A 19,374-nucleotide genomic window follows, 5' to 3' on the forward strand; every position below is an offset into this window, starting at 1 on the left:
TATTAGCGATTGACGGTACAAGAATGGTAAGAGTAAAATATAACATGCTGCGTAAAGTTAACCGTTGCAATCCACTTGGAAAGAAGGCGAGCTCACAGCATGCGTATTAGAACTTATGCAATCTGCTTATATATCATCATGATTTACTGGATTTCGTTACATATTCCGTATATGCATTCCTTGTTCTTCCCTACTTTGGGCGCTTTCAGCTTGCTCTTCATATCACGCCCATTCGAGAACTCACAACTTCGCAAAATCGCTCTTGGCGCCGTCTGTTCCTCACTTATCGGCTCGATACTAAACTATTTGAATCCAGGGGTATTATCGCTGCTTCTCACCTTGCTCATCGTCATTTTTTGCATCAATCAATTTAAATGGAATGCGCCTCCCATTCTAGCCGTTGCGCTTATACCTTTTTTCACCCAACCGACGCAATTTTGGGTTATTCCCTTGTCCGTATGCGGTTCGCTCCTTGGCTTACTGCTGACCTTATCGGCTGCCGCTTACGTCGAGAGACGACTCGAATCGCTGCCGTTATTTTTCAATAGAACGACCAAAACAGAATCCGAATCCGTCAATTAATTATGTCTTCCACTCTTCCGGCAGAAGCCGTTGATATTGGGGCTGCAAATACCGATCGTCTATGAGCACCAGTGTCCCGCGATCGGTTTCTGAGCGGATTAAACGTCCGCCAGCTTGCAATACCTTGTTCATTCCCGGAAAAACGTACGCATAATCATAACCGCTCTTACCCTGCTCGTTAAAATAATCCTTCAACATGTTCCGCTCTACCCCGAGCTGCGGTAATCCTACGCCAACAACGATCACCCCTACCAACCGGTCTCCCGCCAAATCAACGCCCTCTGAGAACACGCCGCCCATTACCGCGAAGCCAATCAAGGACTTTTCACTGCCCGCCTGAAACGTATCAAGAAAACGATCCCGTTCCTCTTCTGCCATATCGGGCCTTTGCAGCAGTACTTCTGCATCCGAGGCTGTACCTATAGGTGTGGACCACTCTCTAAGCTCCATATAGGTCTCATAGACCGCGTTCATATAGGCATAGGAAGGAAAAAACACAAAGTAATTGCCCGGACGCTCTGTCATCAGCTCCATGATGAGCTTCGCTATCGGCAGCTTTGACTCATCACGGTCATGGTATCTTGTTGAAAGTGGCTTTACCACCACATCAAGCTGTTCCTTCGAGAAAGGCGACGGCACCGCGAGCGTGTAATCATCTTCTCCCGCTCCAAGCATGTCCATATAATACGAGACCGGCGAGAGGGTCGCAGAGAAATAAATATGCGAGCGATAGCCTTTGCCGATCTGTTGAAGCAATTGCGACGGATCAAGACAAAACAGCTTAAGTCGAACATCACTCTTCGAGAGCTCAATATACACGACATAACGCTCATCAAACAGCTTAGCTGTCCGAACAAAATTTTGCGCTGCAAAATAAGAATCCAGAAGTGCTCCGCTCCCGCTGACCCCGAGTGCCAGCGCTTGTTCGGCAGCCGAAGCGAATGCATCTGCCAGTACCACCAGCTCCTCCGGCAGCTGCCGCTGTATGAGATGCGGCGCGCCGTCACTGCTTTTGCGGAGCGCGATAAAATAATCATTGATGGCTTTGGCTGTGCGATAGCCCTCGTTGTGCACACCTTTCAATTCACGCTGCAGCGCTAGGAATGGAGCCTTCGTAAGCTCCGCCGAGAACATCTCCCTCGCTCGGTCGACGAGGTTATGCGCCTCATCAACAAGCAATGCCGTTCGCTTCTTCATCTCTGCATACTGACGCTTAAACGAAATACGCGGGTCAAAAATATAATTGTAATCACACACAACTGCATCCGCAGCATAGGCCAAATCAAGCGAAAACTCGAACGGGCATACCTTGTGCTTATGAGCATAGGCTTCAATGACAGGCCGCGTCATGACCGTCTCCTGCTCCAATATATCAAGCACCGCTCCATTGATCCGATCATAGTAGCCGTCTGCATAGGGGCAGTGCTCCTTCTCGCAGCGAACTTCCTCTTGAAAGCATATTTTATCCTTAGCCGTTATCGTGACGGCATGAAGGTGCAGCCCTTTCTTTTGCATAAATAGTAGAGCATCCTCAGCCGCCGCTCTCGTAGTCGTGCGTGCCGTCAAATAATAAAAACGTTGAAGCATGCCTGCTCCCATAGCTTTGATAGCCGGATAAGTAGTAGATATCGTCTTGCCTATGCCAGTCGGCGCTTTCGCGAATAAACGAACGCCTTCGTCTATCGATTTGTAGACTGCTCCTGCCAGCTTGCGCTGTCCCGCTCGGTACGTCTCAAACGGAAAGGCGAGTCCGCCGATGCTCTCATTCCTAAGCCTCTCATGCTTGCGAAGCTGCTGCACATAAGGTGCATATCGCGCTGTAATCTCATGCACATATTGCTCCAGCTCTGCGAAGGTAACATCCCGTGCAAACCGCCGCTCCTCTTCCGTTTGCGTCTGCACATAGGTAAGCTGCACGCGCATCGCCGCCTGCTCATGCTCTTTGGCATACATATAGGCATAGAACAGCGCTTGCGCCCAGTGGACTGGATAACCGTCCTCCGTTATCCGATCTAAGTCGCCGCCTGTCGACTTGATTTCATCTACGGTCAGCATCGGCTCTGTTCCAAGCAATCCGTCACAGCGTCCATCCACGACAAAAAGCAGATCATCTATCTGGATGTCCGCTTTTACATAGACCTCCTTGAGGTCCTGTTCCCCATACGTAAGCTGCACTCTCTGATGCGCTTTCGTACCCTCATGCATCGTATCGATTGTATTTAGTCTTACGTCGATGCTACCGCTCAAAAATACGTATTCGACTAAGTTCCTCACCGATATCGTGACCGTATCATTCATTAACATATATTCTTTCTACCGCTCCCATAAAGAACATTTGTTCTTCAATTGTATCACAAGCCCCCACCTAACCGTACATATACTCGTCAAAAAAATAGATGTCCCTAAAGTGGAGATAACTGATAATCCGGCTCTTTAGAGGCGCATTGGCAGAATAGGCAGCATGATAGATCTAGTTTCTGGATCTATTTGTTTAGAATTGGTCGTTTTCAGGGAAATAGGTCTAGTTTCTAGACCTATTTCCGATAATCCGGCGCTTTAGAGGCGCATTGGCGGAATGGGCAGCGTAATAGATCTAGTTTCTAGATCTATTTGCGTAGAATTGAGCGTTTTCAGGGAAATAGGTCTAGTTTCTAGACCTATTACTGATAATCCGGCGCTTTAGAGGCGCATTGGCGGAATGGGCAGCATAATAGATCTAGTTTCTAGATCTATTGGTGTAGAATTGGTCGTTTAAAGGGAAATGGGGTTGTCCCAAAAGTCATCAAAGATGACGATGGGATAGCACCTTTCTATTCAGAACAAATGTGGTTCCCAAATTCACTACGAAGTCGAATGTTCTTCCGATCGCTGTTGTTCGCGGATTCCTGGAATGAATTGGCCGAGGTAGGAATCCGCGAACAAAGGCGACCGCTGGCGCTTCTCCAGAATCATTCGACCTGCTCCGTTTGGTTGAACCTTGTAAATTTTAAAAGCAAAAGAAACCTGCCCTAGTTAGAATGGAAGTACCATCAACCATTTCTAAATAAAGAGAGGTTTCTTATGTACATCGAATATATCATGGATCAGTTGTTCAAGGCGACTCAATCGTAATTAACTTAAAAAGTTTACCCCTTTTGGGACAGCCCCTGCCATTTTGCTTTTTTATGCGGATCGATTAGAGCTCTTCCGTCTCATCCTCCGGGTGGTTTCCGACGCCGTTCAATAAGTCAGTTCCATGAAATTCCTCTCCGGGAGATGCGGGATCAATTGGACTATCCTTCGCAATTACATCCGCATCGGGAACAGCGGCCAGCTCCTCGGAGATTTCCTCTGCCGTATCAACCTCATCGTCCAGACCAATCCGGGAATCAAACGCAGCAGGAAGATGAGATTCATGTACATGCGCATTCTCATGCGGGTACTGCTTCTCCAGCTGCTCCGCCGCATAAGGGACTGCATCCTCGCGCGCATCATCAGCAAATAAACCAAAACCAGGATCAATATCCTTTTCTGTCACTAAACTGTCAGCATGCCGCCTATCGTGATCATCAACGTTATTCATGTCAAAAACCTCCTTCATCCTATCTACCCTATAGTACCCACAATCTGGGTGTTTCTAACCAAAAAAGCTAAACGCAAGCTATTATCGATATGGTTGCATTATCCTGATAAGGCCTCTGCTGAGCGAGGACATGCTGCAAAATAAACGATGCGGCGAGTGGAGGGTATAGACACGACGCTTCCTCCAGCAGCTTCTCCGATAAATCGTCATAGAGCCCATCGCTGCAAAGTATTACCAAATCGCCAGTCACAAGGGGCAGAGGGATGTGGTTAGCATTGATTTCGGTTATACGAGGTATCCCCAAATAGCTGGTCAATAAATGACGTTCCGGATGCGAATCCGCTTCTTCCTGTGTGAGCATGCCCGCCAATACCTGCTCATTCAAGCGATTCGCATATACATGATCCCGCGTCAACGGGATCAATGCGCCGCCTCGGTACAAATAAATTCGGCTGTCGCCCGCCGATATCCAGTACAGCTGCCCTTGATGAACCACCGCGGAAATAAGCGTCGTTCCCACACTCCATTCCAGCCCGTTGATCAGTGCCAGTTCATATACCGCTTTGTTAGCAAGATGCAGCGACTGTTCCAAAGCACGCGGTATGGAATCCTCTGCTGATTTCCTCGTATATTCGCCCAGCATCACTTGAACCGCAAGCTGTCCAGCCTCCTTCCCCATATCGTATCCGCCCATTCCATCAGCAAGCACGGCAAGCACGCCGTGCCGGTTAATCGCTTCCAAATCCTCTAGCGGTGAGAAAGCATAAGCATCCTGCTGCTCCTCGCGCTCACCAATATGCTGCGCATGACCGGTGATGACTCTCATTGCAGTGTCAGTACTTTGGTTAGCATCGTTCGATTCGCCTTCCTCTTTCGCAGCCCCTATAATCTGCTCGATGGAAGGGGGCTCTTTATCCCCGCGATCACTCTTTCGTTTGTCGTTATCTGGCAAACCATATACACTTAATACGATCAATAATGCTCCAAAGCCGATCATCCCGACGATGAGTACCGTTTCAATATACTCGCCTTGCTGCTTGGTCCATATCTTATCTAGCTGCACATCGGGAATAACCTCTACTCCGACATACGCCGCTACTAGCAGCAATAACACACAAGCCGTACATCTGCTTATCCATTTTCTCATCATCCTATCCCCGCCTCGCCTCAGCCTGTCGCTCATCATCTACATTTTTATTTGCTTTGGCAGCGATTTATGCCGAATCCATCGTTAATACGGATGCTGAGGCTATGGATAGAGACCTCGTATAGTCTAAAGAAGGCAGCCCCTAAGGTGAATAACCTTAAGGACTGCCTTCTTTTTTACAACAACAGAATCAACGTCTTATTTCTTCACAATGTCCTGTACCGCTTTATCGAATTTCTCAAGCAGCTGATCGCTAGTAATTTGCTTGCCGAGGTATTCTTGCATTGCTGCACCCCATTGCTGTGTAATGCCGTCAGGGAAACGATCCCAGTTCCAGCTTTTCACTTGCTCAGGATTAGCATTCGCGAAGGTCGCGAAGTCGCCGCCGATTTTGCCTACTGCTTCTGGATTCGGCTCGATAGAGGACAATGCCGGTACAAATTTGAAGTCAGTTGAGATAAATTTTTTGCCTGTTTCCGATGTAACCATCCAGTTCAAGAACGCTTTCGCTTCCTCCACTTGGTCGGATTTGCTGTTGACGATCCAGTTGTTCGGTACGCCGGTAAATACGTTAGGCTTGCCTTGAAGAGGTACAGCCATCATGCCAAGGTTAAGCGCTGGATCAATCTCGTCAATCATACCTTGAATCCAGTTGCCGTGTTGAATCATCGCATATTTGCCTGCTGCGAACTCAGCTACCTGCGTATTGTAATCCGTTGTCATTGCGTTGTCTTGGCCGTTCGCAAACATAATGTCCACAAGGCGAATCCATTGCTTCATGATCGGATCATCTTTCAGCTTCACTTTGCCTGCTTTCACATCCTCGATAAATGCCGCAGGATCAGCTTGATTAGCGAATGCGATATTTAGCGTATGAATGCCCATCGACCACCACTCGGAAGTAAGTGCGAATGGAATGATGCCTGCGTCCTTAAGCTTCTTAGCAGCAGCTTCAAGTTCATCCAACGTTTGCGGAAGCTCTGTGATGCCTGCTTTTGCAAATAGATCCTTATTGTACGTGAAGCCATAAGCTTCAAGGTTCATCGGCATGCCAAGCAGCTTGCCGTCACGTGTTATTTGCGCTTTCGATGCTTCTACCAAATCCTTCGCCCAAGCTTCGCCAGTCAAATCACTCGCACGATCCACATAAGGTTCGAAACCTGCCCAGCCGCTGGAGTTGAAGATCTCAGGCTCTTCGCCGGCAGCCAGCTCCGCTTTCAGCAATGCGCTGTAATCTTCTCCGCCGCCATGCGTCTCAATATCTACTTTAACTCCCGTTTCTTTCTCGTACTCTGCTGCCATTTTGGCAAGGGCATCAGCAATCTCTACTTTAAATTGAAACACTTTAATGGTGACGTCTTTCTTTGGTGCCTCTGTAGGGTCCGTCTTACCCGTCTCGTTCGTTTCCTTTGGAGCATTCGTAGCAGCCCCTTTATTGTTGTTGCTTCCACAACCGCTTGCAAGAACGATGAGCATAACAGCAGTTAACATGAGCAAGGACATTTTTTTCATCTTATGACCTCCCGCAAATTTATCTATCATTTTGTTTTTGTTCGCTACAACGTCATTATAATTGTGCAACAATGTGGCACAACACCGAATATATTGTACTTGTAGGTGTAAAATGTTGATAACTTCCATACTTGAATTTTTTATACTTAACCTTTCACAGAACCAGCTGTAATTCCTTCAATAATGTGCTTTTGCAAAAATAAAAAAAACAAGACAATCGGAATCGTACTCAGCGTGAGTGCTGCCATAGCCAGATCCCACTTGCGTAAATATTGACCAAAAAACTTTTGCACCGCAAGCGGTATCGTCGTTAGTTTATCGTTAATGACGAGCACCGGCAGCAGGTAATCATTCCATATCCACAGCACATTCAAAATAATGACGGTAACGGTAATTGGCTTCAGCAGCGGGAATACGATTCGCCAGAATACGCCGTAAGGTGAACAACCGTCTACAACCGCCGCCTCTTCGACTTCAAGTGGAACCGACTTAATGAAGCCGTGATATAAAAACATCGATAACGAAATGCCGAAGCCCATATAACAAATGACGATACCATACAAATGTCCTCGCAGCTCAAACATAGACGTAATTCGCATCAGTGGGAGCATAACCGATTGGAATGGGATGATCATCGCCGCAATAAGCACAGTCAACAGTAATTTATTAAAAGTAGTTGGACGTCGAACCAAGCGGTATGCCATCATCGAGCTGATCACCACAAGCATGAGCACGCTTATTGAAGTAATCATGAACGAATTAAGAAACACTGTCGGGAAATCAATAGCGACCCAAGCCCGCTTAAAGTTATCGAGCCCCAGCTTCTCCGGCAGCGAAGCGGCGTTGAGCAATATATATTTGAGCTCTTTAAATGAGTTGACGATCAAAAAGTAGAACGGCGCCAAGAAGATGAGCGCGGCCGCAATACCTATGAGCTCCAGCAGTAGAATGAGGGGAGTGTAGCGCTGCCCTTTTTCCATTATGCCTCCACCTCCTTCTTCTTCGTGAACCATACCTGCGTAACTGTAATTAAAGCTACGCCGAAGAAGAAAATCATCGCTTTCGCTGTTCCAAGACCATAACGATTGTTGACAAGACCCTCGCGGTAAACGTTTAGCGCGATGGATTCCGTTGCATTGCCAGGACCGCCAGCGGTCAGCGACAAGTTAAGATCGAACATTTTGAACGAGTTTGATGTAGTAAGGAACAAGCAGATCGTAATGGCTGGCATAATAAGCGGCACGGTTACCGAACGCAGCATCTGCCACGCTCCTGCCCCGTCGATTTTGGCAGCCTCGATTAAATCCTTCGGCACGCTGATCATGGCTGCGATGTATATAATCATCATATACCCGGCCGTTTGCCATACGAATACAATTACGATTCCCCAAAAAGCAGTATCCGGTGTACCAAGCCACTGAAGATTAAAAAATCCGATCCCTGTTGCTTCACCGATAGCTCGAAATCCCCTTACAAAAATGAAATACCAGATGTAACCGAGCAGTAGTCCCCCAATTACGTTCGGCAGGAAAAACACGGTCCGCAAAATATTACGGCTCTTCAAATTTCGCGTCAGCAGCAGAGATAACAGAAATGCCAGCAGATTAGTGACAAGGACCGCGGCAACCGTAAATTTTGTTGTGAACCAGAAGGCGTTCCAGAAACGCTCATCGTCAGTGAAGATTTTTACAATATTTTTCATTCCAACCCATTTGGCGTTGCCTAGATCAAGGCCGTTCCATTCCGTAAACGTGTAGTAAAAACCCATCACAAATGGCGCAAGCACAATGAGTATAAATGCTATTAGTCCCGGGCCGACAAAAACCGTTTGCTGCACCCATTCGTTCCATTTTATTTTTTTGGACATGATTCTCGTCCCCCTTCTCGTTCCTTATGACGGATAGTATCGGTTAATAATCACAGTATAAAACCGAGGACCCCGTCAAACCACAGAGAATGATGATGAGATAGGTGGACTATATTGACCATCCGCAGTATGATCGGTTACTGTGTATGCAAGAGTGACTTGAACCGAAAGTGGGCGATCGTTGTTATGAATGCAATTAAGCCATTTAATACAATTCGAAAAAAGCTCATGTTCCTGCTTCTTGCAGCTACAATTTTGCCAATTGCTACCTCTATGATCATCTCCTATAATGCGACAACCAAATCCATTACTGAAGACGCCATTGCCAAAAACAATCGATTGCTTTCGCTTGGCAAAACCAACATTATGAACTACATGAACAACATTAACCAGAAGTCTCTCGCTGTCTATAACGCGATGAATGTGCCGCGCTCCCTCTATTATATTTTGGAGCACAGCATGGAGGACGAGGTATTTCCGAACGATATTACCGATGTCATCCGCAATCGCAACCTGCTGAAGGATCATCTGTACAACATTTATCAAAGCGTCAGCGAATTTCATAAAGTGAGGCTTTACGCGGTCAACCAAAACGCAACCTATTTATTATGGAATGACGACATAAAGGTTGGTCGAAACAACGTCCCTATCTCACAAACGTTTAAGAAAGCATACATTGAGCCTACGCATATGAGCCATAATTACGGACTCGTCGATCTCAAATCGTCAGCCAGCGAGGAAATGGTATTTACGCTCCACCGTCCGATCTTTCTCGCTCCGAGCGACGTTCTGCTTGCTGAGCTATCCATCGATGTCAAGCTGAATGTACTGGAGGATTTAAACCGCCAGCTCTATGACAGCGGGCAGGAGAGCTTCTATATTGCAGACGCTGATGGTCAAATCGTGCTGTCCTCGAACGAGACTGAAATTGGAATGACGGCTAATGAAAGCTGGTTCGGGGCGATTACGAGCTCCGGGCAAAACAGCGGTCATATTGATTGGAAGGCGGAAGCCTTCGACGGGATGATTTTTTATGATCGGATTAAGACTCCTTATATGGATTGGTATTTAATTAAACAAACGCCTTACAAACATCTCTTTAGCGCTGCCGATCGAATTGCACGCATCAATATGGCGGTCGGAATGGCTTTTCTGGGTGTGGTGGTTTTAGCTACATTATTCATCTCCATTCGGTTTACAAAGCCGCTTTTGCGCCTGATCGGTTACGTGAACAAGATTGAAACGGGCAACTTGAATGTGTCGATCGATATTTACAGCAATGACGAAATTGGCCTGCTCGCAAGGCGATTCCGCTCGATGATGCAGACGATTAACAACTTGATTCTGACCGAATATCGGCTGGAGATCGCGAATAAGACCAATGAGCTGAAAGCGCTGCAGGCACAGGTCAATCCACATTTTCTGTATAACGCGCTGCAATCGATCGGTACTGTCTCACTTCAACACGGTGACACAAAGGCGTATTCACTCATTACGTCTCTCGGCAAAATGATGCGCTATCAGATGAACACGATGGATGCCGCAGTAGAGCTGCGCAGAGAACTCGATTATGTTCAGGCCTATCTCGATCTCCAAAAGCAGCGCTTTGACACCGCTCTGCATGTTGAGCTTCTGATTGACGAGCAGACTAGGCATATTCTTGTACCAAAAATGATTTTGCAGCCGCTTCTCGAAAACTTTTTCAAGCACGGATTTGTGCAATCTTCTGAGGAGCCATCGGAGCTTATTATTAGCAGCCGCTTGGATGAGAAGAGCGAATGGCTCTCTATCGAGGTTCGAGATAACGGCTCCGGCTTAACTGAGGAGCAGCTGCAGGAGGTGCTTCTGCGGCTGGGCGAGGTTCCTGTACTCGGAGCTGCACAGCAAAATGAGCAGGATGAGGGCGGCATCGGTCTTCATAATGTGCTTTCTCGTCTGCGTCTGCATTTCGATCCAACTGCCGCGATGGAGCTGCGCCGTGTGCAGCCGCACGGTTTTTCTGTAACGATTCATATTCCGCTGGCAAAGGAGAATGACGCATGAAGGCTTTAATTGTCGATGATGAGAAGCATGTAAGAGAAGCCATTCGCTTGCTTGTCCCATGGCGTGAATTCGGAATTGATACGCTGCTCGAAGCACAGGACGGCATGACAGCTACTTCACTCATTTCTGCGGAACGTCCAGAAATTATTTTTACCGATATGATGATGCCTAATATGGATGGTACACAGCTGCTGCAATGGGCCTCCGAGCATGCGCCGGCTAGTAAAATCATTGTCATTAGCGGGCATGACGACTTTACCCTTGTCCGCCATGCCGTGAAGTACGGCGGGGTCGATTATATTCTGAAACCGATTGATGCAGAGCAGCTCGTTAGCGCTTTGACGAAAGCAGTAAGCAGTTTTGCAACGGAGGAGCAGGAGCGAATTCGTAAGCGCAGCATAAATATGGAGCTTAATCAGCTGAAGCCGATTTATCTAGAGCAATATTTTGCAACGTTGATTAAAGAGCCGGGCACTTATGCAAGCTTTGAAGATACGATCCGCAAAGAGTTAGGCATTACGAAGCCCATTACTCGTGCACGAATAGCTCTATTCCAGCTTGAACTAGCCTCTCCTTTCCTCAAAGAGAAGTTTGCTTCTGGGCTCGATTTGCTGCTGTTCTCCCTGACGAATATATGTAATGAGTTTCTGAAGGTCCAAGAAGTCGGGTTCGCCCTTCGCCATAGAGGACAGGAGTCCGAGCTTTTGCTTCTATTCTGGGGAGAGGGAGAGCAGGCGCCAGAGCTGATTGCGCAAATAAATGATGCGATATTTATGACACTCAAGACGCGATTCCACTTTGGTCTCGGGCATTCCGAGACTTTTCCTGTATCGGCAGCCACCGCTTATCAGCAAGCGAAGCATGCATTCTTACGCCGCAATTTACTCGTTAACACGACTTATTGTCATACGTTCGATGCAGCGGTGTCGAGCCACAAAAACATGCTGATGCTCTTTAATGAACATGAGGAGAGAATACGGTTCGCGGTACAGAGCGGTAATAAAGAACAAATTCGCCGCGCTTTAAAACCGTGGTTCGATATGCTTGATCAAGAGGGATACCTCTCGCTGGAACAGCTGACGCTTTGGAGACAGCAATTCGAGCTTTCCAAGTCCATTTGGGAATACAAGAGTGAAAAAAATAGCAGCAGCGGCGGTAAACCAGATTTCGCTGCGGAGCAGGCACTTCTATCACTGGATGCAAACGGTTTTTTTGATTATGAACAGTGGAAACAAGCTGTATTTATGGAAACCTGCGACGTTTCCATGCGAATAACCGAGCGTGATAAGGAACGGAGTGTCATAGAAGACATTGCAGCTTATATTGAACAGCATCCGCAAGAAGACATTACACTACAGGATATATCCGAGCGTTTTTATTTGAGCAGAGAATACATTTCGCGCAAATTCAAGCAAGAGACGAATGGCAATCTGTCTGACTTCATTGCAGATGTTCGGATTAAGCGAGCGAAGGAGCTACTGGCGAACGGCCAATTAAAAATTTCGCAGGTTGCTGAGCTCGTCGGTTACCAGGATGAGAAATATTTTAGCCGTGTCTTTAAGAAGCGTACAAACTGCTCTCCCAACGATTATAGGAAGCAACATTACAGCGGGGATAGTTAGCGGGGCAGCTTCTTTAACCGAAAAAAAAGCTGAATTTCGTTCAGTTGGCATTAGCCGTCCGAACAAAATTCAGCTTCTCTCCGCCTCGAAGGACACCTACATGATCGGTGTACCCTTCTTGAGCGTCTTCATGTCACTATTGGAGTTATTGAGCGCAGGCAGCATTTTCTCGCCACTGACCATTGGTTCATGGCAGATTAAACAAGTAGGAACGTGATCAAACGCAAAATTATCTCGCATCCAACTGTTGCACCCTTCCGTCTCGCATGTCCATACTTTCGTGTTTTCTTCCGGAATTTCTTCAAGCGGTTTTTTACGATTGTACATGGTCAGCCCCCTTCGCGCTAAAAAAGGAAAAACTGCCTCGAACTTATGAGTAAGGGGCAGTCATCATTTATAAACAGCAGTGTATTGTGAATATTTGCTTCAAACTTGCAATTGATTTCATTGTACCATATTTCGTCCAATAAAGGCAAATATCAGCCAATAATTAAGCGCCTTTTTTTGGGAGAATTAACGTAATACGCAAACAGCTGCTCAATCGGCTCAAAATACAGCAAATTCTCATGCATGGCGAACACGTTGCACCAGCCTACCGTCATAATCTACGCCCTCGCAATGACTCTAAACATAAAATTCCCCGCTCCACTCGTATGATCAAAAGATCTATATATTTAAAGCCTTATCAAAAGGGCTGATACACCATCAGCAAGATGAGCAGAAATGCAAAGACATGTGTTAAGCCTTCAATTTTTGCAGATTGCTTGGTTATTGCCGTGTATTCAGCTGGAAGCTCTTCTCCCTTGTGGTTTTCCAATATGGCCTCTTGTGCTTTCATATTTCTCGGCAGTAAGCCGATCACAAAAATTTGAGTAAATAAATAAATGGCGATTGAAGCTATAAACCACGGCTCCGAGAACAATGAGGTTTCCAAAATACCCATAATAAGTCCGGTTAGCAGTAAGCCTATGCTGCCCACCTTGGGCAAAATCTCCAATCTTTTCAATAACTTTAATGTATACCTTGCCTGTGTAGCCGTCTTAGCCATTCTTACCAAAACCGGAAAACCAAACGCCGCTCCCAGACCCATTACCGCTGCTACAACATGGATAAATAAGACACTCGTGTACAACACATCAATCATTCCTCTCAAGTAGGTTCATATTTCAACCTTGTTGTTCGAAAATGAATCTGTTCTTGTCGTATTTAACGGTATCAGAAGGCGGATCAGCGCTGCGATCAATTCATTTTTTTTGAAAAAAGCGACTCAAACGCCAGTTTTTATTTTTTTGGGATATTCTAATAAAGCAGCAGCATACATTGCCAAAACACGAGGAGGAAAACCACATTGGAAAGCACAAGTGAATTTGTTAAAAAGGTTCAAGCTACTCAGCACAAAGCCGAGCTTAACAAGAGACGAAATGGTAACGGCAACCCTGCAGAGAGACTGTCCACTAAACAGCACAGCACCAATAAATAATCTGATTGAGCACGCTGGGCATAAGTATCTTATTTAGAAGCTATGCTTACTCCGCTAAAAAAATGAGCATCGCAATTAGACAGCTGCTGCCCCAATTAGGTGGCAGCAGCTTGTTTGCGGCGAGGCGAGAACAAACTAGGAGCATGTTACTCCAATCTTCGCCAATCTACGCTGTCGCTCAATATTCTACTGTACTTAGTGCAATAGAATCCTCTCACCAGCTGCTGCCCCTTTGCTACATTGCAGTTTATACACTATAATCGCTCCCAACTGGCCTTTTTACTAGCTATGGAGGTTGATTCTATTGCAGTTCTGCAGCGTAGGTCTTCAATCCGACTCTCATGTCAGGTTTCTATTGTACTTTATACAACGTACGTATATAGATGAACGGAGGATAGACAAAAAACCAGTCCCACGCATGACAGACGTGTAAGACTGGTTTCATTGATACCGCGTATAAGTTCTAAAGCGTGTTTGCTTCCTTTTCAAACGGAATACTCATGCGGATAATAGGCAACATGCGAATCCGCAACTATCGTTAGGCTGTTTTTGTCAGCGTCATATTCAACTGGACCATCTTTGACATAATACCACGTTTTTAGCGTCGGTTGATCATCAAACTCCTGAAATACAAACACATTCAGCTCTTCCTTATGCTTAACAATTTCCTCAATCATCTTGCTCCAAGGCACATTCACCGTGAACCGCCAGCCCTCTCCCTCTGGAACGAGCGTATAGGGAACTTCCTCTTTATTCGAATCAATAAACATCCGACCGCCCACCGCATGCTTCACAAGAAACGTCCGTTTCATCTCTAAACCCTCCTAAAAGTTTGCGAATGCAAACTTACTTCGAAAGCGTATGCCTAAAGTTTGCGAATGCAAACTTACTTCGAAAGCCTACGGCAAATCGATTAGCATAAAAAATGTCGATGATACAGCAGCAAGTGTAAGCTCTTCCGCTGCTTGAATTTGTGCCGTATCGCCAGCCGTCAGCGTTTCGCCATGCACCTGTAGTTCACCTTCAATAATAAATATGAATTGCTTGCGATCCGTCTCCACTGCATAGGCAAGCTGCTTTCCTTGCTCAAGCTTGCTCAAATAGATCGTCATATCTTGATGGATTGAAGCCGTTTGATCTATTGCCTTATCAGAAACAACTGGCAGCAACGCATTATGCAGCTTGTCTACATCGAACCGACTTGCTTCATAAGACGGTTTCATGCCCCGCTCCTTCGGCATAAACCACAGCTGCAGCAAACGAAGCTCATCTTCCTCCGAAGCATTGAATTCTGTATGAATGACACCCGTACCTGCCGACATACGCTGCACTTCGCCAAACGAGGTAACAACCGAGTTGCCCATATTATCCTCATGTCTAATTTGACCACTTAGTACAATAGAAACGATCTCCATGTCACTGTGAGGATGAGCACCAAAACCTTTTCCCGGCGCCAAATAATCGTCATTACACACACGCATTACACTAAAACCTGTTCGATTCGGATCATAATAGGCACCGAATGAGAAGCTAGGCTGGCTGCGCAGCCATCCGATATCTGCCGAATGCCGCTCTCCCGCGGGAAATACTTCGATCATCCACTCTCTCCTCCAAACAACTTTTTATTTACTTACTTATTTATAGCAGTTTTCTTCCCTCCTAGCAAGCCTTATTCACGAACCGGATTCGGCAGCGGCCCGCAAAAGGATAAGCAACAAAATGTAACTCATTATTCGTTATTTCATTGAAAACGAATGGTTATCCGCTTATATTTATACATATGGTAACCAAAAATAGATATTACAAGACATCTTGTAATATCACCAAATGAAATTGGAGCTGATAAACAAGTGCACACCAAAACGTCTAATGAAACATTAGCAATAGAAATTGACGATATTGATCGTAAAATCATAGCTGAACTCAATATTAATGGAAGAATTTCCTACACTGACTTAGCGAAAGCAATCGGGCTATCACGCGTAGCGGTTCAATCCCGAATCAATGCATTAATGGATGGCGGAGTAATCGAGCGCTTCACGGCTGTCATTAACCCGGAGCGTATCGGTATTAATGTGTCTGCTTTTTTCAACGTAGCCTAAGCACCTGAATGCCGTTGCCGATCAGCTATCGACAGAGCCGTTTGTCACAAGCCTCTACCATATGACCGGACCGAGCAAATTGCATATGCACGGCTTATTTCGCAACAATCAAGAAATGGAGCATTTTCTCAAGGATAAGCTGTACACATTACCCGGTATTACGAGCGTAGATTGTCAGGTGTTAATTAATCGTTATAAGAGTCGTATGGGAATGAGGCTGTAAATGATGGCTGGAAAAATAACGAGTAACCGCTACATGCAGCTGTCGTGGGCGATGATGAAGACGGGTATTATCGGCTTCGGCGGCGGTCCTTCCGTCATCCCGCTTATTCGTTACGAGGCGGTTACAAATTACAAATGGATAGACGATGAAGAATTCGGAGAAATTCTCGCCCTTGCGAATGCACTGCCGGGACCCATCGCAACAAAAATTGCAGCTTATCTAGGCTATCGCGAAAAGGGAACACTCGGCGCAATCGTATCTGTTCTCGCGCATATTATCCCTTCCGGTATTGCAATGATTCTGCTGTTAACGACTGTGCAGTTCCTTAGCAGCGCCGCATTCATACAAGGGATGATCGGCGCTGTAACGCCTGTCATCGCCGTAATGCTTGGGATGATGGCCTATGAATTTGGAGAAAGGGCCGTCAAAGGACTTGGCAAATACGTCGGCATTGGTTTTTTTGCTTTAGCATTCGGATTGCTGCAGGGCATTCATATTCACCCCGCTGTCGTTATTCTTTTATTTCTCGGCTATGGTGCTTTTCATCTCAGAACGGCGGCTGCCCTTCAGCGAAGAAAACAACAGAAGCAGCTGCACCATGCACAGCAGAAGGAGGGTGTAACTCGTGGAATGGATTAATCTTGTTATCGGCTTCTTCATTGCCAATGTCCTAGGCTACGGCGGCGGTCCTGCCTCTATTCCGCTCATGTACCGAGAGATTGTGATGAATAATCAGTGGACAACACCCGTAGAATTTTCGAACATACTTGCACTCGGCAATGCGCTCCCTGGCCCAATCGCAACGAAAATTGCTGCTTTTGTCGGCTACGATGTTGGCGGCTGGATCGGAATGATCGTCGCTTTAGCCGCAACGATTGTTCCATCTGCTGTCGCACTTATTCTATTGCTCAAGGTACTGCAAAAGCATCGACAATCACCTGTAGTCAAAGGAATGACGCTGCTTGTACAGCCCGTGATCGCCATTATGATGCTGCTTCTTACCTGGCAAATGGCTGAAAGCTCTATCGAATCCATTGGTATGATTCAATCACTCATTATTGCAGCGGTCGCTTTCTGGGCGATGCAGTTCCGCAAAATTCATCCTGCTATTGTGATTGTGATTGCATTCGCATACGGTGGACTCGTTATTCCTCATTTGAATGTATTGTAAAATAACTACTAGGGCGAACCCGAGTAGAAAATGTTTACTTCGGTTCGCAATTATTCCTTAAGTTTACTCGATAACGCGAACATCAATACTCTGCTAGAGCTAATCTTTCTAAGCATTCTTTTTCATTTCAGTCCACTGAGTAAAAACAAGCAAAAGGCAACCAAAAAAGAGAAGCAGACGAAAATACGATATAGCTTGGGTGTCTATCCATTGCTTGATCAAATCGTATCCGTAAAATAAACTTAATGCCGCTCCGATACCCATCCATATTTTATGGCTCACGATTTGCCTCCTTTAATTCTGTAGTAAAGTTTACTCATCTTCTGCAGTATTTATTTTTTTGTAAAATAACCCAAGTTACGCATTCGCTAAAAGAATGTTTTTCGTTAGCCTTACTTGTTCTTCTTCCAACTGATTAACTTCTGCCAAGATTGTGTTCCCTTCCTGCTCTAGCAATCCCTCTACGTGTTATTGTAAAAAATTGTTACTTTTAAACTTATACCAATCAATATACTTTCTGTAGTCCTAACTTTTTTAGGACTTTTTATTATTTAATTTCAATTTAATATAAATTTCACTTGGAACGAAATACATGTACATCATATGAAACTAATAGATTATGGTGGATCAAATAATATCAGTAATTTAATTCCAGTATATAGAACGGGTTATAATGGTGGTAAAGGGATACTAAGCCACAATGTGATGAATGATTGGTGGAGACAATATTAATTCCAGAGGTGAGTTATGACCGAGAGCAGTTTAAATATTAATGACTTAGTTGCATCATTAAAAGAGTATATTGCTAGTTTTCCAAATAAAGAGATGCCCGTTATTCTTTCTTCTGGATTTAAACATGAAAGAGTTTGCAAATGGAATGATCCTTTAAGTGAAGAGGTAATATCCGAATTTTTCAGTAGTAGAAATTGGGCAATTCCCGATGATTACAGGGATTTTATGCAACTGCATAATGGGGCGACCTTATTCACTCATTCATATTACGGTGGTGGATTAAGGGTGCTTAGTATTCAAGAAATCGATACTATATATAGAGAGGTAAATGTTTTCCCACCACATTGCTTACCTATTATATGGACAGATGACGGTACTGCTGGTAGTATTTTTTTAGATACTCAACGATATAAAGAAAATAAAATGCCTTATTTATATTTCCTAAATGCAATTGAGTTTATCGAGGAAGCTATTCCAATAAATTCTAGCTTTACTGTGTGGTTTGACAGACTAATTGTTTGTCAAGGCAGTGAATATTGGCTTTGGGAGTTCTATAACCAGTATAATATTTGAAATAGTACCTAAAAGAACTTCACTTAAAGAGCCCTCGAAGAAATTCAGGGCTCTTTTGTTCGTACTTATATTTGTCTGAGCGTACGTAATCATATTAATTATTCTTACCAGAGTCGTCGAGTTCGGCTTTCCATATTTGAATTTATATTTACCTTTTTCGGACCTAACGATTCGAATAGCGGTAGCTGCGGTTGGATATATGCGATAAAAAATCGGATTCTTGGTTTTTTAGGCGTATTGGGGATGATACTGATCCAAGTGACAGCCGATTAACTTTTGATCATTAGCAACAGGCATGATGTCCATCGTCAAGCCCTTGAAGTCTATGGAAAACGTTGGCGCATTGAGGTTTTCTTCCGCATGGCGTTCAAGGGTAACCAAATTGATTATTTGAAGCTGATCGACTAAGTCTTCCTACTGTATATGAAGTCAGTCCTATAGGTACGCCAACCCTTCAACAACTGCTCCTAGTAATCCACCGCCATCAACTTCTCTTAAATCATTGTTATCTATTTCTAAGAATTCCCCCATTGTTTATCGCCCTTTCTTGGTAAAAAAAACATTATCCAAGCTATTTTAGATAACTTATACAACTCTTCATTCTCTACTTCTGGCCAAAAATTTATAAATACATAATCCAAGAAAATTATTGAAATTAATGTAAGAACAAATGTGAGAATGTTTCCAATTTTTTTAACTATTCTCTTACGAATATGAAGTTTTTCTTCAACAAAAAAATCTAATAGTATCATTACAAC

At 45.0% G+C, this 19,374-nt stretch carries 18 protein-coding genes and 1 pseudogene; 8 read left to right on the forward strand and 11 right to left on the reverse strand.

Annotation, left to right across the window (positions count from 1 at the left end):
• Nucleotides 1-99: 99 nt before the first annotated feature.
• A complete protein-coding gene (locus AC0YN6_RS15915) occupies nt 100-582 on the forward strand; it encodes an HPP family protein (RefSeq protein WP_475748019.1) in 483 nt (160 codons plus the stop codon).
• Here the strand turns inward: AC0YN6_RS15915 and AC0YN6_RS15920 are convergent, their stop codons facing one another.
• The 6 genes from AC0YN6_RS15920 to AC0YN6_RS15945 form a co-directional block, all read right to left on the reverse strand.
• Nucleotides 583-2,880, reverse strand: coding sequence for an ATP-dependent DNA helicase (locus AC0YN6_RS15920; RefSeq protein WP_475748116.1), 2,298 nt, complete (start codon nt 2,878-2,880; stop codon nt 583-585).
• A gap of 877 nt (nt 2,881-3,757) precedes the next feature.
• A complete protein-coding gene (locus AC0YN6_RS15925; RefSeq protein ID WP_475748020.1) occupies nt 3,758-4,144 on the reverse strand; it encodes a hypothetical protein in 387 nt (128 codons plus the stop codon).
• Nucleotides 4,145-4,211: 67 nt separating this feature from the next.
• Nucleotides 4,212-5,294, reverse strand: a complete 1,083-nt coding sequence (locus AC0YN6_RS15930) for a PP2C family protein-serine/threonine phosphatase (protein ID WP_475748021.1) — start codon at nt 5,292-5,294, stop codon at nt 4,212-4,214.
• A 195-nt stretch (nt 5,295-5,489) separates the two neighbouring features.
• Entirely contained in the window at nt 5,490-6,803 is a 1,314-nt protein-coding gene (locus tag AC0YN6_RS15935) for an ABC transporter substrate-binding protein (protein WP_475748022.1), read from the reverse strand.
• A gap of 146 nt (nt 6,804-6,949) precedes the next feature.
• On the reverse strand, nt 6,950-7,783 hold the full coding sequence (locus AC0YN6_RS15940; protein ID WP_475748023.1) for a carbohydrate ABC transporter permease: 834 nt from the start codon (nt 7,781-7,783) through the stop codon (nt 6,950-6,952).
• On the reverse strand, nt 7,783-8,670 hold the full coding sequence (locus tag AC0YN6_RS15945; protein WP_475748025.1) for a carbohydrate ABC transporter permease: 888 nt from the start codon (nt 8,668-8,670) through the stop codon (nt 7,783-7,785). Before AC0YN6_RS15945 ends, AC0YN6_RS15940 begins: the two co-directional genes overlap by 1 nt.
• 114 nt (nt 8,671-8,784) lie before the next feature.
• Here AC0YN6_RS15945 and AC0YN6_RS15950 point away from each other — a divergent pair, with 114 nt between their 5' ends.
• Together AC0YN6_RS15950 and AC0YN6_RS15955 are read left to right on the forward strand one after the other, a co-directional pair.
• Nucleotides 8,785-10,713 (forward strand): sensor histidine kinase, encoded by a 1,929-nt coding sequence (locus AC0YN6_RS15950; protein WP_475748026.1) that lies wholly within the window; start codon nt 8,785-8,787, stop codon nt 10,711-10,713.
• Nucleotides 10,710-12,335 carry a response regulator transcription factor gene (locus AC0YN6_RS15955; RefSeq protein ID WP_475748028.1) on the forward strand — a complete coding sequence of 542 codons (1,626 nt, stop codon included), beginning with the start codon at nt 10,710-10,712 and terminating at the stop codon, nt 12,333-12,335. The genes AC0YN6_RS15950 and AC0YN6_RS15955 overlap by 4 nt, the downstream gene beginning before the upstream one ends.
• 96 nt (nt 12,336-12,431) lie before the next feature.
• Here the strand turns inward: AC0YN6_RS15955 and AC0YN6_RS15960 are convergent, their stop codons facing one another.
• Together AC0YN6_RS15960 and AC0YN6_RS15965 are read right to left on the reverse strand one after the other, a co-directional pair.
• On the reverse strand, nt 12,432-12,662 hold the full coding sequence (locus AC0YN6_RS15960) for a cold-shock protein (RefSeq protein ID WP_053373644.1): 231 nt from the start codon (nt 12,660-12,662) through the stop codon (nt 12,432-12,434).
• A gap of 358 nt (nt 12,663-13,020) precedes the next feature.
• On the reverse strand, nt 13,021-13,470 hold the full coding sequence (locus AC0YN6_RS15965) for a DUF2269 family protein (protein WP_475748029.1): 450 nt from the start codon (nt 13,468-13,470) through the stop codon (nt 13,021-13,023).
• 213 nt (nt 13,471-13,683) lie between these two features.
• Here AC0YN6_RS15965 and AC0YN6_RS15970 point away from each other — a divergent pair, with 213 nt between their 5' ends.
• Nucleotides 13,684-13,815, forward strand: coding sequence for a DUF4023 family protein (locus tag AC0YN6_RS15970; RefSeq protein WP_475748030.1), 132 nt, complete (start codon nt 13,684-13,686; stop codon nt 13,813-13,815).
• Between the two features lie 485 nt (nt 13,816-14,300).
• On the opposite strand, the gene AC0YN6_RS15975 is transcribed toward AC0YN6_RS15970, so the two are convergent.
• Nucleotides 14,301-14,627, reverse strand: a complete 327-nt coding sequence (locus AC0YN6_RS15975; RefSeq protein WP_475748032.1) for a hypothetical protein — start codon at nt 14,625-14,627, stop codon at nt 14,301-14,303.
• 87 nt (nt 14,628-14,714) lie between these two features.
• Nucleotides 14,715-15,413 (reverse strand): pirin family protein, encoded by a 699-nt coding sequence (locus AC0YN6_RS15980; protein WP_475748033.1) that lies wholly within the window; start codon nt 15,411-15,413, stop codon nt 14,715-14,717.
• Between the two features lie 252 nt (nt 15,414-15,665).
• Here AC0YN6_RS15980 and AC0YN6_RS15985 point away from each other — a divergent pair.
• The 3 genes and pseudogenes from AC0YN6_RS15985 to AC0YN6_RS15995 all read left to right on the forward strand — a co-directional run bounded on the left by AC0YN6_RS15985 (nt 15,666) and on the right by AC0YN6_RS15995 (nt 17,311).
• Nucleotides 15,666-16,140: pseudogene (locus AC0YN6_RS15985) on the forward strand (Lrp/AsnC family transcriptional regulator).
• The gene (locus AC0YN6_RS15990) at nt 16,141-16,779 is read left to right on the forward strand and encodes a chromate transporter (protein WP_475748035.1); all 639 of its coding nucleotides are present in this window, start codon (nt 16,141-16,143) and stop codon (nt 16,777-16,779) included.
• Nucleotides 16,766-17,311, forward strand: a complete 546-nt coding sequence (locus tag AC0YN6_RS15995) for a chromate transporter (RefSeq protein ID WP_475748036.1) — start codon at nt 16,766-16,768, stop codon at nt 17,309-17,311. The genes AC0YN6_RS15990 and AC0YN6_RS15995 overlap by 14 nt, the downstream gene beginning before the upstream one ends.
• A 108-nt stretch (nt 17,312-17,419) precedes the next feature.
• Here the strand turns inward: AC0YN6_RS15995 and AC0YN6_RS16000 are convergent, their stop codons facing one another.
• The gene (locus AC0YN6_RS16000; RefSeq protein ID WP_475748037.1) at nt 17,420-17,593 is read right to left on the reverse strand and encodes a hypothetical protein; all 174 of its coding nucleotides are present in this window, start codon (nt 17,591-17,593) and stop codon (nt 17,420-17,422) included.
• 465 nt (nt 17,594-18,058) lie between these two features.
• Here AC0YN6_RS16000 and AC0YN6_RS16005 point away from each other — a divergent pair, with 465 nt between their 5' ends.
• The gene (locus AC0YN6_RS16005; protein ID WP_475748039.1) at nt 18,059-18,616 is read left to right on the forward strand and encodes an SMI1/KNR4 family protein; all 558 of its coding nucleotides are present in this window, start codon (nt 18,059-18,061) and stop codon (nt 18,614-18,616) included.
• Nucleotides 18,617-19,374: the final 758 nt, after the last annotated feature.

The organism is Paenibacillus sp. J22P15 (assembly GCF_056269345.1).

What these genes read in the sequence shown, in the direction of transcription:
- AC0YN6_RS15915 (WP_475748019.1), top strand. Translation starts at nt 100, where the DNA reads ATGCGTATTAGAACTTATGCAATCTGCTTATATATCATCATGATTTAC.
- AC0YN6_RS15920 (WP_475748116.1), bottom strand. Translation starts at nt 2,880, where the DNA reads ATGAATGATACGGTCACGATATCGGTGAGGAACTTAGTCGAATACGTA.
- AC0YN6_RS15925 (WP_475748020.1), bottom strand. Translation starts at nt 4,144, where the DNA reads ATGAATAACGTTGATGATCACGATAGGCGGCATGCTGACAGTTTAGTG.
- AC0YN6_RS15930 (WP_475748021.1), bottom strand. Translation starts at nt 5,294, where the DNA reads ATGATGAGAAAATGGATAAGCAGATGTACGGCTTGTGTGTTATTGCTG.
- AC0YN6_RS15935 (WP_475748022.1), bottom strand. Translation starts at nt 6,803, where the DNA reads ATGAAAAAAATGTCCTTGCTCATGTTAACTGCTGTTATGCTCATCGTT.
- AC0YN6_RS15940 (WP_475748023.1), bottom strand. Translation starts at nt 7,783, where the DNA reads ATGGAAAAAGGGCAGCGCTACACTCCCCTCATTCTACTGCTGGAGCTC.
- AC0YN6_RS15945 (WP_475748025.1), bottom strand. Translation starts at nt 8,670, where the DNA reads ATGTCCAAAAAAATAAAATGGAACGAATGGGTGCAGCAAACGGTTTTT.
- AC0YN6_RS15955 (WP_475748028.1), top strand. Translation starts at nt 10,710, where the DNA reads ATGAAGGCTTTAATTGTCGATGATGAGAAGCATGTAAGAGAAGCCATT.
- AC0YN6_RS15960 (WP_053373644.1), bottom strand. Translation starts at nt 12,662, where the DNA reads ATGTACAATCGTAAAAAACCGCTTGAAGAAATTCCGGAAGAAAACACG.
- AC0YN6_RS15975 (WP_475748032.1), bottom strand. Translation starts at nt 14,627, where the DNA reads ATGAAACGGACGTTTCTTGTGAAGCATGCGGTGGGCGGTCGGATGTTT.
- AC0YN6_RS15980 (WP_475748033.1), bottom strand. Translation starts at nt 15,413, where the DNA reads ATGATCGAAGTATTTCCCGCGGGAGAGCGGCATTCGGCAGATATCGGA.
- AC0YN6_RS15990 (WP_475748035.1), top strand. Translation starts at nt 16,141, where the DNA reads ATGATGGCTGGAAAAATAACGAGTAACCGCTACATGCAGCTGTCGTGG.
- AC0YN6_RS16005 (WP_475748039.1), top strand. Translation starts at nt 18,059, where the DNA reads ATGACCGAGAGCAGTTTAAATATTAATGACTTAGTTGCATCATTAAAA.